Here is a 16728-nt window from a genome sequence, read left to right as displayed (position 1 = left end):
GATTATGCCAAATTCAGAAGAGGTTGAAGGGAACTGGAATGAAATGAAAGGGAAGCTAAAACAAAAGTTTGCTGAGCTTACCGAAGACGATTTGTTATTTGACGAAGGAAAAGAAGATGAAATGTGGGGAAAACTTCAACAAAAATTAGGAAAGACAAAAAAAGAAATTAAGTCATTATTTGACTAATTTCTAGTTTATGATCCAATAGGGCTGTCTCAAAAAACCGGCTTTTATTTTATTTGAAACGAAATAAAATAGCCAGTTTTTTGAAACAGTTTTTTTATTTCTCCACTACCCAATCCACGCTTTAAAATCGGAAAATTGTTATCTACTTACGATAACCTCGTTCTCTTTATAAGAAGGCAGAATAACTTTTAATCTAAAATTAGTGTAGCCTATAATTTTTTTAATTGCTTTCAATGGAATCATGAACTTTCTGCTACTTCGAAAAAAATCTACTGGATCTAATTCCTCCTCTACACGTTCTAAACTACATTCTATTAAATAATTTCTATTGTCAAAAGTATTGTGCTTCCATCTACTTTTTAAATTTATAGTTACTGAACTCATGGATTCTTATGATGAATTACAATCACTTTATATTTTTATTAAAACCGTTTTGTTTTCGTAGGCTTTAAACAAAGCATCTCCATATTTTGGCGGTCCCATAAATCCTTTGGCTCCATTTGATGAAGCATATTCTTCTTTGGGAATTCCCATGAAATTCAAGTCTAATTTTCGATTGTTGTTTTCATCATGAAAAACACTCACGGCATATTCTCCAGCTGGAATATTAGTAAAGGTGGCTATTGCTTTATTGTGTTTTATTAACGCAATATTTCCCTTAAAGGTTTTCTTTAAAAAGGTATTTTCAGAATTATAAATCCCAATAATAACGTGTCCCTTATTATTTTTCAATCCACTAACTTCAACCTGTATAGTTACTTGCGAAAATGCAAAAACACTAGTTAGTAAAAGCGTACTCACAATTAATTTTTTCATGATTTTTAGTTTTTAATTTATAGCTAATTTGATTTTTTTTTATAACAACATAAAAGTAAATCAGTTTGTATTAATTTCAATTTTATAAATCCTGAATTTTAGCATTTGATGGATGAATTGTGATTTGATTCGAAATTAATTTGTGTTTTGTATCAAAAGTAGTTAATGTATTTACAAACGACACGTACTAATTAGGCAACCAGCTTGTTGTTTTTGCTGCTACAATTCTTTCAAATAAATCAGAAGCTTCTGTATTTTTTCCTTTGTGCCACAATTGGATTGCCATTGCCATTCCTTATTTGAATTGACCTTTAGCAGATAAAAAATATAATGACTTCGCTAGTGTTGCAACAATCCCTGCATCGGTAGAAACGCAAAAAACATTTACAACCGCTCAAATAAAAAGTTTGCCAGCTGAGTCTTGGACAAGAACTTTATCGACAACTACATCCATCGCAAGAGAAATAGCCACCGTCGTCTATGATGCAAAGCCAAATCCCGTTCGCTCGTATGCAACAAATTATTTGGAAGGTTATACCGATACCACACTTGAACTTGTAGGTGTACCGCGACATACTATCACCTACAACAAACGTACAAGTACTTCTCGTGAATTAAACATAACCGATGCCTTCACCTATTCTCAGCAAAGTAGACTACTCACTGATATCCATCAAATAGTTACGGCAACAGCCAAATTTTGGCTTCAAAGAAATATGATAAACTAGGGCAACACATCTCTAAAAAAGCAGATAATACGTTAGCACTACCCAGCTCCCAGTTCTCCACAGTGTTCTTTAAAAAGTACGAGGCGCTGTGCGAATGCCAAGCCGCTAATCCGAGCATTAGGCAATACAGGGCTGTCGCAATGCCCCTAGCTCGTGCCCATAAAAGAGGACAAACAAAAACAGACGAGATTGCCTTTTTTTTGTTTTATAATTTGCCAGCTTGCTATTTAAGAATAAGCTTTTTTAGTGTTACAATCACAAATAGTCAAGTCACGAAATTTAACAATCATACTCCTGTCGTCACCATTGATTTCTTAAATCACTTCCGTTCTTAATCGTTAATCGTTACTATACCCTCGCTAGTCAGAATGTTAAATTGGGCTAGTGCTAGTGTCACACTCGTACCCGCAACGAGGAAAACAAAAAAGCAACTACAATAAACTGAGTTGCTTTTTTTAACTACTACTTTACCTGAAATGATCGTTTGAGAGCAGGAGTTTACTGTAAAATTATAAATGTTATAATCGAATTCATGTAGTTTAATTTTGATCCCCTAAATGTATTTTAAACAAATTCATTTGAAAAGTTAAATGAAGTGAACTTTCAAATTTCGAGGAAGACTTGTTGTGGTTTTAATTTTCTGCTATATTTACATTAAATCGTTATTGATTTATGGCTGCGGTTTGCATGAGGGATGGTAGTGGAAATCCTTTCTTGTCTCTTTTAGAGAAAGAGACAAGAAAGATTGTAACAAACAGCCCGACCGGAGCTTTTGCGGAGGACATGCACAGAAATAAAAAAATTAATAAATCATATGATAACAGAAAAAGAAAAAATGATTGCCGGAGATTACTATTTAGCCGGCGATCCTGTTTTAGTAAAAGACAGACGAAGATCTAAAAACCTACTCCATAGATTGAATGTCACCGAATACAGGATAACTAAAAAAGCACGGGAAATAATAAAAGAGCTGATTCCGCATGCAGGAGCAAATCTTTATATTGAACCTCCTTTTTTTTGCGACTACGGCTACAACATCCATTGTGGAGACAATGTTTTCTTTAATGTAAACTGTGTTGTTTTAGATTGTACCAAGGTCACTATTGGTTCTAATGTGTTGTTTGCGCCAGGAGTACAATTGTACACGGCCACACATCCACTGGATGCCACAACAAGAAAAACCCTAGAAAGTGCCTTACCCATAACAATTGGCGACGATTGCTGGATAGGTGGCAATTCAGTGATTTGTCCTGGTATCACCATTGGAAAAGGATGTGTGATAGGTGCTGGATCTGTCGTAACAAAAGATATCCCTGACAATTCCTTAGCTGTGGGAAATCCAGCAAAAGTAATCAGGCAACTTAACCAATAATCCTATGCTGGATGTAATACAATTTGTCTATTTTTGCTGGATAAACAAAAGTAATATACCAGGCCATTTCCCGTTTTAAGAGCGAAACATTACCTTTTATAAAAAATGGCCTTTTTAATTCTTCTCAATCTATGTGGTACAAATATAGAATTCTTTTCTAATTTAAATCTTCTATCGATTGCGACCAACCGAGTACGACTAGCATGCTTCACCTAAACAAAATAAATCATACAGCCCTTATTTACTCTAATTATCAAAAATCAAAACCCTTTTACACCCAAGTTTCACGGCAAGAAGTACTTGAGGAAATTTACCGGAAAGAACGGAACTCTTACAAAGTAGACTTGGCTTTAAATGTACATTACATCGTCGAACTGTTCTCCTTTCCCAAACCGCCTAAAAGACCTTCTCCTCCAGAAAGTTGCGGTTTGCGTCATCTGGTATTTGAAGTCGACAATGTAGAAAATACTAGTTCTTCTTTGGTCGTCAAAAACATTCCCTCAGTAACTATTCAAACAGATGAATATACCGGAAAACAATATTTATTTATTGCGGCCCCTCATGATTTGCCAATAGAGTTTTAAGAAAAATAGAACCTTTAATTTAATCCAATTTAATAGCTCATGCCAATTCAAAAATTAAAAAGAGGTTACCGCAAAACTAAGTATGTACTCTACAAAGAAACGCTGGTCGATTTTAAAGAGAATTTTTGGGCATTTTTAGGCTCCTTTGTAGGGATTGGGATCATTGCATACCTGCAATCTAAAACGCTACCTCATTCTGATGTGGTTTATCTCATCGGCTCCTTTGGTGCCTCTTGTGTTTTAATTTATGGAGTAATTCAAAGTCCTCTGGCACAACCTAGAAATCTGGTTGGTGGTCACGTTATTTCAGCGATCGTAGGGGTCACTATCGCTACATTTGTTCCTGATATTATGTGGTTAACAGCGTCCTTATCCGTTTCAATTTCGATTGTTTTAATGCAGTTGACAAAAACATTGCATCCTCCGGGAGGAGCTACCGCTTTGATAGCAGTAACGGGATCAACAGAAATAAAAAACATGGGGTATTGGTATGTGATTACACCTGTACTAAGTGGCGTGTTAATTCTCTTGATTGTAGCCTTAATTTTCAACAACATGACATCAAACAGGTATTATCCGAGTCATGATAAATATCACAAATTTAGAAAGAGAATCCACAACGCTCTTAAAAAAAATGATTCAACCCTCTAATAACTACTTCAATTTCTACTACTTAATTTAACGTATTTCTTTTCTCTAGATCAATAGACTGATAAATAATTTAGTGGGTACTTTAAAAATGTATAAGCAAAAATCTTATCAACAAATCTGGAATCTGTCTCGAAACTTCGGGATGAAATATAAAATTAAATTTTACCTTTGTCCTTTCAATAAAAACAAAGATTATGGTTTACAAATTCAGAGTAATTTTAGATGCTGAAGAAGATATATTTAGAGATATTGCAATTCTTGCAGAGGACACTTTAGAAGATTTACACAACTCAATTTTCAATTCCTTTGGTTTTGATGGCATGGAGGTGGCTTCATTCTATACTTGTGATGAAACATGGAACCAAGAAGATGAAATTTCACTTTTTGACACTGGCGATGTTCTGGGGGAGCAGAAAACAATGAGCTCTTACAAGTTATCGGAGCTATTAGACGAGAAAAACACAAAAATAATTTACGTATACGACTTTATCAATATGTGGACATTCCTAGTAGAGTTGGCTGCAGTCGAGGATCAGGTTGCTGGAAATTTATATCCTGAAACGCTCTTTTCACATGGTGAAATGCCCGACGAGGCCGCCGAAAAAAACTTTGAAGCTGATAATGCAGATGATTTTGCTAGCGAATTTGAAGATGATTTGGATCAAGATGATTTGGACATGTTTGAAGGAGACGATAGTTTTGAGGATTTCGGTTTTGAAGAAAATTGGAATTAGAACAATAAAAAACAAGAATCAAGAGCCAAGATTAAAGACTGCTCTCTCGTCTTTAAACCTTGGCTTTTTCATCTAAAACATAAAAAACGAAAATGATCAACCTGTACAACGCTCATATTGAGACTCTTTCCATTCATCGTGTGGGGAATAAAAGTCGTAATGAAGCTCTTTTCTTATCAGAGCAACCCTTTAGCCTTCAAGATGAAATTGTGCCTCTAATAAAAGAATTTTTCTTGAAGCCTTTTAGAGAAAAAGAAGAAAACTATTTTCAGTTTGCACATGAAGTTGATTTAGATTACAACGACATGTATAAATATGCTTCAGCTATTTTTGAAGATCCACATAGCTTACATGAAAACTCAAAGAATATCACCAAACATTTATTTGAACAATCCAATCACCCTCACATTAAAAACGGAGAGGTGTACGTTGCGTATCTTACAAACGTTAATATTGATAATAACGTCGTTGATGCCATAGGTGTTTTTAAAAGTGAATTACAAGCTGATTTTTTACAATTTGAAGAAAAAGGAACTCACTTAGAAATGATACTGCAGCAAGGTATAAACCTAAGCAAGTTAGACAAAGGGTGTTTGATTTTTAATCATAAGAAAGAAGAAGGATACAAAATATTAACTGTTGACAGTAACCGCTATGATGCGAGATACTGGCTAGAGCACTTTCTTTCTGTTGATGCCTTTGAGGATGAAAATTTCATCACTAAAAAATACTTGAAATTCTGCCAGAATTTTGCCAAGGATGTAGTTTTTCCTGCAGAAGATAAAAAAGAAGAGGTGATGTTTATGAACCGCTCTGTGAATTATTTTGCCAAAAACGATCAATTTGAAGAAACTAATTTTTTGAATGAAGTATTGGATAATCCAGACCTGATTCCTGAATTTAAAAACTACAAAGTCGATAAAGGAGAAAAATACAGCATAGAAGACGTAACCTCATTCCCTATTGCTAATGCTGCCGTTACGGATGCCCGTAAATCAATCAAAAATGTAATCAACTTAGATACACACATTCAAATCAAAATGGATTTTATCAATCCTGAAAGTGCAGAGAAATATGTTGAAAAAGGCTGGGATGAAGAAAAGCAGATGTACTACTATTTAGTGTACTTCAACAAAGAAGAAAAATCGTAAGATCATTTTTCACTTCTTTTGCTCTTTCAAAAAGCCTCAATAACTTTTAGATAATTGAGGCATTTTTTAATATCAAAATGCATAGTCTTCTCCAAAATTTAATGATTAATAATTTTTTATTTTTATAAGAAATTATTTTCTTTTATACAAAAACCATGTACTTAGTCGATTAAATTGCTACTTTAATAGATTTTATCGGTATTTTAGAAATTCTAGATCTCAATAATCGCCTACGTCATGAATACAATCGAAATCAAAGAACATCTTTCCAGCAAAAAACTTTATTGCACACTTTTTGGACACAAAATTATCACGACTCGAAATATTACAAGTCATTTTAAGGAATATAGATGTACTGTTTGTGCTTTAGAACTGACAAATGATGAAAAAGGAAACAAAACATATCTGACCCCAGAATTAAAAGAAATAAATGACAGTCTAAAAAGTTTTTGTAGAAAGAAACATCTTCAACATATTTAGTAATCACGTCCGTTTTAACTGCCATAAAATTCTCTAAAAGTAATAGTTCAAGTAGCTATGCTAAGAGTAAAGCTGTTTAAACGCACGCTTTTGTTACATACAAAAATTAAGACTGCTGTCTATATCGTCGCAACCCACTACTTTTTGATTTTGAAGCAAAATAAAAAATCGGAAAAAGAAGTAAGGAATCTCAAATCCTACTTTCCGCTACAGTTCTTACTAGTGTATCAGTACAACAAGAAAGGCCTAAATGGATTGCATTTTTATCCGTTTCTTATGACTCGTCCAAAGCTTAGCGGCACTTCGCATACCTTGATCTAAGTAATTTAATGGAATTTCATCTGCGGCTTAAAAAATATTCGACCTTCAATTGTTTTAGTCATTGGCGTATTTTTTATAAATTTGCAAAAGTAAAATAATCTCATTTACTAGTAATTTTACATTTTAACTCCGCTTCATAATGAACACTAATATATTCAAAGATAGTCCTTTAAAAACCCTGATTTCCTTTCATAAACTGATCGAATCACTGGAAGAAATAGCGCTATCAAATATTGATTATCGTTCTAATTATGCAAAGGCAGTATTGAAAGAAATTGTAGCAATACCTGAATTTAGAACTGGTATCGAAGACGAATCTACCATTGAAGACAATAAAACAGTTATAAAGTATTTATTATCTGACCTCTTCCCTACTTCATTAACAAATAATGAAATCAAAGCGGTGACTATTCCTTTTCAAAAATTAACTTTCAATTATTCTGAAAGATTCAAAAAAATATTGCAAGCTGCAGGAGATTTTGATCTGACGATCAGAGATTTTAGTGATGATCAATTTTACGTGCTGAGTTGTATTCTAATATTAAATTCCTATTATCATCAACAGTTTGATTATAATAAGCCTTTATTCTATGACATTCCAAATTCAGACGGAATAGTAAGTCACTATCGCATTCTCTACAATGTAGATTTTATAGAAATATACCCTACAGAAGAAGCCATTTCATTAACATCTGCAGATATTGATGAATTAATGGATAATTACGATAATATAGATCTTTGGAAAAATAAATTTCCTGTAGAAAGCTGGTTTCTAAAAGGTTTCGGAATAGTCACTCTTTATGATGCCACTAAGGAAAGCGCCATATCTAATCTAAAAAGCAATCTTTTAAAATCTCAAAAGGGGCAAAACAATATTAATGAAAATTTAGACGCTACCTTTAAATCAATCTTTAAAGTTCCTGATTTAAGAATAGGTCTCCTGATATATAATGAGGAAGAAAACAAGTTCATAAAACCGCCATTTAAAAATGGGGAACTGGAAAGCGTTATTCTTCTAGGTAAAAATGAAATACCTTGCGACAAAGCTTTCCCCGGGTGCTCTTATAGCGCGCTTTTAGACGATAAAAAAATATTTTCGATATCAAATGTAGAATTATTCGCTACTATTCCAGGTAATGAAGTATTTGCTAAACATTTACTGGCCCAAGGAATTAAAAGCTGCATTCTGGCGCCTGTTATAAAAGACAATAAATTGCTGGGAATTATGGAACTTGTTTCGTCCCAACCGCGGCAATTAAATAGCATTAATGCAAACAATCTAGAACTTATACTGCCGTATATTGTCGATACGCTGCAACGGTATAACACTGATTTAGAGAACCAGTTAGAAGCTATAATTCAACGGGAGTATACTGCAATCCACTCGAGTGTTTATTGGAAATTTAGAAATGAGGCACAAAAGTATTTTCATACAAATACCTCTACAAAGGATCATGTCTTTAAGGAAATTGTTTTCAAAGAAGTATATCCATTGTATGGTCAGATTGACATCAAAGGTTCCTCTGATCACCGAAATTCCACTGTAAAGAAAGATTTAAAAAATCAACTGAATGCATTATCTGAAATCTTTGAAAGATTAGAGGCAAACACTACGCTTCCTCTACTGGAGCAGCGAAAATTTGAAATGCAGTCCTACTCTAGAGAATTGCAATTAGAATTAAAAGCAGATACAGAGCAACAGATTCAAAACTACATCCAACAAGAAATACATCCTATTTTATCCAACTCAAAAATTGAGGGTAAATGTCAGTCATTGATAAATAGCTATTTTGAAAAATTAGATCCAAAAACAGGTTTGTTTTATCAAGCACGGAAAAAATTTGATACTTCGATGTCTCTTATCAATAAAAAAATGGCCACCGTTCTTGATAAGGAACAAGTCGAAGCACAGCATATATTTCCACATTATTTCGAACGATTTAAAACAGATGGAGTCGAGCATAATCTCTATATTGGTGCCTCTATTTCTCCTGCACAGCCCTTTGATTTAATGTATCTGAATAATTTAAGATTGTGGCAATTTCAAACATTGTGCAAAATGGAACTAGAGCACCATCAACTTAAATCAGCACTGCCATATGAACTGGATGTTACCTCTTTGATTTTAGTGTTTAGTTCCCCTATTACAATTCGTTTTAGAATGGATGAAAAGCGTTTTGATGTTGACGGAACCTATAACGCGCGCTATGAAGTGGTTAAAAAACGTATTGACAAAGCCAACATAAAAGGAACCAAGGAAAGAATCACAGAAAAAGAGAAAATTACCATTGTGTATTCTCACAATTATGAAGAAATAGAATACTTAAAGTATATCAAGTTCCTTCAATTTAAAGGAATGCTCGAACCACCGATAGAGCAATTTGACGTCGAAGAATTGCAGGGTGTTTCTGGATTAAAGGCACTGCGAGTAAAAGTTTCAAACACCATTGACCCAAACTCAGCTGACAAGAGATATACGTATCAAGAATTGCTCGACGAGCTGAATTAAATCCAGACAGAGTTAAACGCAATTACAAAAGCAATGACTGAAATTATTATTCCAATCATAAAAATATTATAAGTAATCCTTAATAATCTATATTTTTTCTCGAGAACAACACCTAAATAATAGAGATCCTTTATCATTGAATTATATAAATACGCTTTGTCTTTCATCATCTCATTTACTGCCCACTCGTATTCTTCTAATGGCATTTTGTAAAAGTTTCCAAAAAAAAGTAGATTCACTTTTTCATCTTCTATATCTTGTCGTGTAAAAACTCCTGTAGTTACTTTCGGCCTCGTTGAAAGTATAGCAAAGATAATGGACACTACACTAAAAATCAACATGATAAAAGTTGGAATTACTAAGTGAGAATTATTAGCATTATCTAATTTAGGAATTAAAGACGATAGTGCTATAGAGATAATGATCGCGTTAACCGAGAGTAATATGTTAGCCTTACTGTCTGCAATTCCGCTTAAACGAATGTGATTACTTAGCGTTACTCTGAACAGGGTATCAACTCCACGACCTGGTTTTTCCTTATCAACTTCTTTTTTAGCTTTCTTTTTTTTCTTCTCCTTTTCTTCCTGCGGATCACTCCAACCATTTTCCATATTTAAAATTTCTTGTTCAATTAGTTTAATGTTTTTTTCTTTTAAAGTCTGCCAATTTGTAATGGCATAATTTGTATAATAAATATGTTTTTGGGATAAAACTTTCAAATTTTCTTTGGCCCATTCTAAATCACTGTACGTCGCTTTATTTGTACTTTCCCACTCCTTTCTTAACAGCTTGCATTTTATGGGGTAGTCTTCCTTTGTAAAATGAAAATAATCCGCGTCCCTGATTATTTTTTCAAGAAGAGTTTGCGGTACATAATCGTAAATAGTGGCTTCTATAATACGAGAAACTTTTTGGATGTATTCTTCTGACTTACCCTTTTCCTTTAAAAACTTAGAAACAATCTCTATACTACATTTTTCATGGTTTTCGCATCCACTTATGTACCCCGTATCGTGAAACCAAGCTGCAACAAGTAGTATTTCATTTTCTAGTGGACCTACTTTTTCCTGCTTAGAAAGTTCCTTTACTGCACTCACTACTTCTAAAGTATGGTCACAATCATGGTAGAAATACAAAACAGAAAGTTTATCTTTGAGTAATTTACAAACAAAATTTTCGGCTTCTCCTATAAGACTCATAAGTAAATTTTTATACCACTAAACTATGAAATTGTTTTCGGATAATCGTTTGTTCAAAAATAAAATATACCATTCTCTAGCTTTATTTTTAATTTTATTACAATCTTGTGCGACACATCACACACAATTTGGAGATAAGACTAAAAACCCGCTCGCTATTAACACAACCGATACTTCAAAAATTGCGCATACTTTCTTTTTAATTGGTGATGCAGGTAATGCTGATGAAGAAAAGGCTAAAAACGTATTAAACGCGTTACATGAAAAACTTGTTCTAGCCACTAAAAACAGTACACTGCTCTTTTTAGGTGATAATATCTATCCAAAGGGAATGCCGCCAAAGGAAGACAAAATAAATTATAAAATCGCTTACAATAAAATAGAATCCCAATTAAAAATTTCGACAAATTTCAAGGGTAAAACTATATTTATTCCAGGAAATCATGACTGGTACAATGGCATAAAAGGACTAGAAAGACAAGAAGAAATAGTTACAGCTTACTTTGATGATAAAGAATCATTCTCCCCGCGAAAAGGCTGCCCTATTAATGATGAGAAAATCAATGATAATCTACTACTTATTACTGTTGACAGCCAATGGTTCCTTGAAAACTGGGACAAAACCCCAATAATAAATGATGGTTGTTCTATTAAAAGTAGGGAAGCTTTTTTTGAAGAATTAGAAAGTATCTTGACTAAAAACGAAGACAAAACAATCATCCTAGCCATGCATCATCCATTGATGAGTAATGGCAGCCATGGAGGACAATTTTCTTTAAAAAAACAAATTTTCCCATTAGAAAAGAACATTCCGCTACCCGTTATTGGCTCATTTATTAATCTATTAAGAAAAACGACAGGAGCAAGTCCTCAAGACATCCAAAACAAACAATATACTGCTTTTGTAAAACGGATCAAAACCCTTTTACGAGGTCAAGATAATGTAATTGTAGTATCAGGTCACGACCATAATTTGCAATATATTGAAAGCAATAACATTAAACAAATCATTAGTGGTGCGGGATCAAAATCTACGGCAGCAAGAGCTATTAATGCAAATGATTTCTCCTACGGAAAAAATGGTTTCGCGATCTTAGACGCATATGAAAACGGAGAAACAACGGTCACCTTTTTCGGTAGAGAAAACAATGAAACCCAACTACTTTTGAAGAAAACGGTACTTTCTCCGAAGGAAAAAATCAAAGTTGAATATGCAAACCACTTTCCTTCTACCGTGAAAACATCAGTGTATAGCCCAGAAATGACTGATAAAAGTAGTATTCATAATCTTATTTTTGGTTCTCATTACCGCAAAATTTATGGTACTTTAATTAATTCTAAAACAGCATCCCTAGACACGCTATACGGTGGTTTAACGCCAAAAAGAGCTGGTGGCGGTCATCAAACTATATCTTTACGACTAACTGATCCAGACGGCAAAGAATACGTAATGCGTGCTGTAAAGAAAAGTGTTGGCCGTTTTTTACAAAATGTTGCCTTTAAAGATCAATACATAGCGACTGAATTTAAAAACACTTATGCCGAAAGTTTCCTATATGATTTTTATACTACATCGCATCCTTACGCTCCACTAGGCGTTGGTAATTTAGCCGATGAAATTGGTGTTTTACACACAAATCCCCATTTGTATTATATTCCAAAACAAAAAACATTAGGCCTCTTTAATACTGAATTTGGCAATGAATTGTATTTAGTTGAAGAGCGTCCTTCGGAAAGTCAAAAAGACTTAGACACCTTTGGAAAGCCTGATGATATCATTAGTACAGAAGATTTACTAAAAAACTTACATAAGGATGAAAAATATACCGTTGACGAAAACGAATACATAAAAGCTCGTCTATTTGACATGCTCGTTGGGGACTGGGACCGACATTATGACCAATGGCGTTGGGCTGAATACAAAAAAAAGGACCAAGTTCTTTACAGGCCTATTCCACGTGACAGAGACCAAGCTTTCTCAAAATTTGATGGCGCATTGCTTTCTATCTTAATGACTATTCCGCCGCTTCGCCACATGCAAACCTTTAAGAATGACATTAAAAACGTAAAATGGTTTAATAGGGAACCCTATCCCTTAGACCTTGCTTTTTTAAGAAAAGCGACCGAAAAAGACTGGATCAAGCAAGCTAAATACATTCAAGAGCACCTCTCTGATGAAGCCATTGATCATGCTTTTGATAACTTACCTAAAGAAGCTCAGGACGAAACTATAGCTAAGATCAAAGAAAATATAAAATCAAGAAGAGCACAGTTAGTAAAATATGCAAACAATTACAACCGTGTATTACAAAAACTGTTTTAATTGTTGGTACCCACAAAGACGACAAATTTATAATTAATCATGTCGCTAAAGGTAAAATTGAAGTTAGTTATTATCGAATAAAAAACGAGGGGGATGAATTAGTGTATACTAAAACATTCAATGATTCTAAAACTAAGAATATATGGGTATATGGCTTAGATGATGACGATGAGTTTGAAGTTACAGGCAATAAAAAATCAAGTATAAACATCAGACTCATTGGCGGACAAAACCACGATATATACACCATTGCAAATGGACAAAACACTAAAATCATTGATTTTAAATCAAAAATAAATACGTACACTGTTGACTCAAAAACAACTAAAGTATTAACTGATGATTATACAGCAAATTTATATGATTTTAGAAAACCAAAATACAATGCTTTTTCAGGTCTACCAAATATTGGTTTTAATCCTGATGATGGGATAAAAATTGGACTTGTTACAAACTATACTGTTAATCATTTTAACCAAAATCCCTATACTAGAAAACATACGCTTACAACTAATTATTATTTTGCCACAGAAGGATTTGAACTATTATACAGCCTTCATGTGCCTAAAGCAATGGGGAACTGGGACTTTAATTTAGAATCTCAAATCACTAGTCCTAATTTTGCTATCAACTATTTTGGCTATGGAAATAACAGTCTTAACAATGACGAGCTAAATGGAATGGATTATAATAGAGTGCGCATAAGAATGCTCAAATTAATACCTCAAGTTAAAAAAACAGGGCTTTATGGAAGCACTTTGCTTTTTCAAACCTCTTTTGAGAGCTTTGATGTAGAACAGACAAACAATCGTTTTTTAGCAATTCCAAACAGTGTAAACCCAAGGATTTTTAAGAGTCAACAATTTGCTGGAGCCAGCATAAAATATAGCTATGAAAACTACGACAATCCTTCTTTACCAACTATGGGAATGGGATTCTCAATAGGCGGAAGTTGGAACATAAACCTTGCCGAAAGTAAAAGCAACTTCCCTACTATAGAATCTAAACTTAATTTTAACCATAGAATTGATTCTAAAGGAAAACTTGTACTAGCAACCCTAATCAAAGGAAAAGCAATCTTTAACAATAATTATGAATTTTATCAAGGAGCAACTTTAGGTGGTGACTATGATTTAAGAGGCTTTAGAAACCAACGTTTTGTAGGAAATCAATCTTTTTTTCAAAGCAGCGATATTAGATATGAAATAGGGGATATTAGTAACAGTATCCTTCCTATGTCTTATGGGGTCTTTGGTGGTTTTGATTATGGGAGAGTTTGGTTAGATGATGAAATCTCCAATAAATGGCATCAATCGGTCGGTGGTGGTATCTGGCTTAATGGGCTCAGCACCATAACAACAAGGCTCACTTATTTTAAAAGTGCTGATGATGATCAAGGGCGTATCACTTTCGGTTTAGGGTTTGGCTTCTAGCCTTTGTAAAGTTGTTTCATAGACGAAGCCGCCTGTGTTTTTGTTCTTTTCATCTGCAATCAATAGTGTTGAATTGTCTTTAAAGCAAATAGCCTCTTTTTGCGAAAAATGATTTAGTCTGAGTTCGCTTACTTCTCCTGCTAAAAAATTATCTGCAGTGAAATTTTGAAAAAGCCAAACTTTACTATGACATAAGAGAAGTACCTTAGAGGCATCTGGACTTATTGTTGCACTCGTAATGGCATTGTTTTCAAAGCTACCACCCGTTTTAAATTCTCCAAGCAATTTAGCCTGATGAAAGCCCGCTTTATTTGGGACTTTATACAAGAGTGTCGTGCCATCAAACTTAGAACTTCTATTTTTAGTGAAGAGATAAAAATTATTTTCAAACTCAAAAAAAGATTCTACATCATATAAAAGATTCTTTTTCTTTGGTGGAAATTTTTTTTGTTCAGGGTACTCAAATGAGACTTTATAAGACGAATTAGTTGTATTGTTTAACAAAGAGTCTTTTGCAATTTTATAAATGCATAAGTCTTCTCTTTTATTTTCATTATTCCCAAAATCCCCTATATATAAATTTCCTTCTTTATCCTTAGTGATCTCTTCCCAATCGATATTTTCAGCATTCTGGATGGTGATGCTTTTTTCGAGTTTTCCCTTTGGGTTTAACCCATAAATTTTGTTGGCATTGCCACTATCTTCAATAACCCAAAGCAGCTTAGATTCCGGGATATAAGTTATTCCTGAGACTTCTTTTAATTTTTTAGGAAATGCGTATAATGAAGTTATTACGCTAAAGTTTTGCTTGCAAGATAATAACAATATTGACAATACTAAGATCCAGCTTTGGTTTCTCATTTTTCGAAAATTACGTGATAAAAAAACCTCTTTTAATGATTAAAAACCAGGCTTAAATAAATTAGCGTTTTTATAGTTTCTGGTAACAAATCGGAAGGCGGCGGTTAAAACATTCCCCATTCTCTTGGCATTTTTAAAGTTCAAATCATTCGTAAATAAGTACAAATCATCTTTTAACCTTTGCACATGCGCATCAGGTGCAATAAGATCATTTCCCATAATTTTTAATAATCTTTTAATACGAGTTTCTGCCGAAAGAATTCTTTTGGCTAGCACCGCTCGTTCTTCATTTTTATATTGTTCAATCGAGCTATCCTGCAATCTATCTTTGACTAATTTTACCATAGGATAATTCTCTTTGAAGAATTGAGGTCTATATATCTTAAAATTCCCTTCATAACATTGCTGATCGAAATCGATAGGGCGAATTCTATAGACTACCTGATCAAAATCATGAATCGGTACAATTACGTAGTTATAAGACCTCATGTCACCTAGAAGTCGTATCATACATCGCTCATTAAACTTAACAAATTCTTTTGCTATCTGTGATTTTTCGGTTTCACTACAATCATCTAAAAGTGTTTTTATAAATACATCTCCAGCAATTCCCATTATGTGTTCTTCAACTAAGGTATCCTCATATACTAAAAAGTTAATTTTATCAGGAGATAGAATGTGCTCTAATTCCAGACCATAAACTCGTGAAGCATCCGCTTTTTTGACATAAAAATGAGTGTAATTATCATTTAAAATGTTTCTCACTTTTATTCGAAAAGGCTTCGAATTCCCAAAAGTGCAATAATCGATAGAATCGATATTCAAGAACTTAATAATATCTAAATTCCCATCCGAATGCAAGAGCGAATAAATCTTTTTTAAAGTCAGATCAATTTCCATTCTTTCAAATTCATTATAATAAACCCTGATCCATAAGGTGTCTTCATCCTGCTTATCGTAGACATTTATAAAACCTGAAAAACGCAATAGATCATCATAAACTATAGGTACTTTTGAAATACGATCAAAACGTCCTAAATAATCAGAAAGGGATTGATTTATAGGGTAAGTGGGTTTTTTAAATAGTACTTCAGAATCGCTCATTAGGGTGAATTTACTGCAAATTTACATCAATTTAAAGGTAAATAGATAATAAAACCTAAACTTCTTAGTTTTTAACGAAGCAAAAGAGACAAGTAGGCTGACCCATAATCAATAAAATTAGTCGCTTTAACAGCAGCGTACTCCGTAGCTAATAATTAATCTACACTACACACAATTCCTACTTTAAATACAGACATCAAAGACAATAAGGGAAATCGGGCAGCAAACTAATTTTGATAAAACGGTAACAATTCCTTATTTTACTCGTCCTATAA

17 protein-coding genes are annotated in these 16728 nt (G+C 33.5%); 12 read left to right on the top strand and 5 right to left on the bottom strand.

What is annotated here, in order from left to right:
- Positions 1 to 4 precede the first annotated feature (4 nt).
- The gene (locus A3SG_RS0101895; RefSeq protein WP_016988312.1) at positions 5 to 187 is read left to right on the top strand and encodes a CsbD family protein; all 183 of its coding nucleotides are present in this window, start codon (positions 5 to 7) and stop codon (positions 185 to 187) included.
- A gap of 138 nt (positions 188 to 325) precedes the next feature.
- Here the strand turns inward: A3SG_RS0101895 and A3SG_RS0101890 are convergent, their stop codons facing one another.
- Positions 326 to 571, bottom strand: a complete 246-nt coding sequence (locus A3SG_RS0101890) for a LytTR family DNA-binding domain-containing protein (RefSeq protein WP_016988311.1) — start codon at positions 569 to 571, stop codon at positions 326 to 328.
- A 27-nt stretch (positions 572 to 598) separates the two neighbouring features.
- Positions 599 to 1003: a DUF2141 domain-containing protein gene (locus tag A3SG_RS0101885; RefSeq protein WP_016988310.1), complete on the bottom strand. Its 405-nt coding sequence runs from the start codon at positions 1001 to 1003 to the stop codon at positions 599 to 601.
- Between the two features lie 407 nt (positions 1004 to 1410).
- On the opposite strand from A3SG_RS0101885, the gene A3SG_RS0101875 reads away from it, so the two are divergent.
- From A3SG_RS0101875 to A3SG_RS0101840, 9 genes are all read left to right on the top strand, one after another.
- Positions 1411 to 1731: a hypothetical protein gene (locus tag A3SG_RS0101875; RefSeq protein WP_029596557.1), complete on the top strand. Its 321-nt coding sequence runs from the start codon at positions 1411 to 1413 to the stop codon at positions 1729 to 1731.
- Positions 1704 to 2066, top strand: coding sequence for a hypothetical protein (locus tag A3SG_RS21800; protein ID WP_198008490.1), 363 nt, complete (start codon positions 1704 to 1706; stop codon positions 2064 to 2066). Before A3SG_RS0101875 ends, A3SG_RS21800 begins: the two co-directional genes overlap by 28 nt.
- Before the next feature lie 479 nt (positions 2067 to 2545).
- On the top strand, positions 2546 to 3103 hold the full coding sequence (locus A3SG_RS0101870) for a sugar O-acetyltransferase (protein ID WP_016988308.1): 558 nt from the start codon (positions 2546 to 2548) through the stop codon (positions 3101 to 3103).
- A 203-nt stretch (positions 3104 to 3306) separates the two neighbouring features.
- On the top strand, positions 3307 to 3687 hold the full coding sequence (locus tag A3SG_RS0101865; protein ID WP_016988307.1) for a VOC family protein: 381 nt from the start codon (positions 3307 to 3309) through the stop codon (positions 3685 to 3687).
- 39 nt (positions 3688 to 3726) lie between these two features.
- Entirely contained in the window at positions 3727 to 4338 is a 612-nt protein-coding gene (locus A3SG_RS0101860; protein WP_016988306.1) for an HPP family protein, read from the top strand.
- A gap of 194 nt (positions 4339 to 4532) precedes the next feature.
- Positions 4533 to 5072 carry an IS1096 element passenger TnpR family protein gene (locus tag A3SG_RS0101855; protein WP_016988305.1) on the top strand — a complete coding sequence of 180 codons (540 nt, stop codon included), beginning with the start codon at positions 4533 to 4535 and terminating at the stop codon, positions 5070 to 5072.
- A 92-nt stretch (positions 5073 to 5164) separates the two neighbouring features.
- Positions 5165 to 6223, top strand: a complete 1059-nt coding sequence (locus tag A3SG_RS0101850; RefSeq protein ID WP_016988304.1) for a nucleoid-associated protein — start codon at positions 5165 to 5167, stop codon at positions 6221 to 6223.
- Positions 6224 to 6460: 237 nt separating this feature from the next.
- Positions 6461 to 6703, top strand: a complete 243-nt coding sequence (locus A3SG_RS0101845) for a DUF1660 family phage protein (RefSeq protein WP_016988303.1) — start codon at positions 6461 to 6463, stop codon at positions 6701 to 6703.
- Positions 6704 to 7163: 460 nt separating this feature from the next.
- Entirely contained in the window at positions 7164 to 9533 is a 2370-nt protein-coding gene (locus A3SG_RS0101840; protein WP_016988302.1) for a GAF domain-containing protein, read from the top strand.
- On the opposite strand, the gene A3SG_RS0101835 is transcribed toward A3SG_RS0101840, so the two are convergent.
- The gene (locus tag A3SG_RS0101835; RefSeq protein WP_016988301.1) at positions 9530 to 10732 is read right to left on the bottom strand and encodes a Pycsar system effector family protein; all 1203 of its coding nucleotides are present in this window, start codon (positions 10730 to 10732) and stop codon (positions 9530 to 9532) included. The two genes, A3SG_RS0101840 and A3SG_RS0101835, sit on opposite strands and share 4 nt — an antisense overlap.
- Before the next feature lie 25 nt (positions 10733 to 10757).
- Between A3SG_RS0101835 and A3SG_RS22840 the strand changes: the two genes are divergently transcribed.
- Both A3SG_RS22840 and A3SG_RS22835 read left to right on the top strand, forming a co-directional pair.
- Positions 10758 to 13055 carry a metallophosphoesterase gene (locus A3SG_RS22840; RefSeq protein ID WP_316945171.1) on the top strand — a complete coding sequence of 766 codons (2298 nt, stop codon included), beginning with the start codon at positions 10758 to 10760 and terminating at the stop codon, positions 13053 to 13055.
- Positions 13056 to 13156: 101 nt separating this feature from the next.
- On the top strand, positions 13157 to 14488 hold the full coding sequence (locus A3SG_RS22835; RefSeq protein ID WP_316945170.1) for a ShlB/FhaC/HecB family hemolysin secretion/activation protein: 1332 nt from the start codon (positions 13157 to 13159) through the stop codon (positions 14486 to 14488).
- Here the strand turns inward: A3SG_RS22835 and A3SG_RS0101825 are convergent.
- Both A3SG_RS0101825 and A3SG_RS0101820 read right to left on the bottom strand, forming a co-directional pair.
- Entirely contained in the window at positions 14471 to 15349 is an 879-nt protein-coding gene (locus A3SG_RS0101825; protein ID WP_016988300.1) for an SdiA-regulated domain-containing protein, read from the bottom strand. The two genes, A3SG_RS22835 and A3SG_RS0101825, sit on opposite strands and share 18 nt — an antisense overlap.
- Before the next feature lie 39 nt (positions 15350 to 15388).
- Positions 15389 to 16453: a hypothetical protein gene (locus tag A3SG_RS0101820; RefSeq protein ID WP_016988299.1), complete on the bottom strand. Its 1065-nt coding sequence runs from the start codon at positions 16451 to 16453 to the stop codon at positions 15389 to 15391.
- Positions 16454 to 16728 lie beyond the last annotated feature (275 nt).

The sequence above is a fragment of the Flavobacterium sp. ACAM 123 genome, assembly GCF_000264055.1.
Lineage (GTDB): Bacteria > Bacteroidota > Bacteroidia > Flavobacteriales > Flavobacteriaceae > Flavobacterium.
Note: the sequence above shows the minus strand (reverse complement) of the source record. Positions and strands in the feature narration are given on the sequence as shown.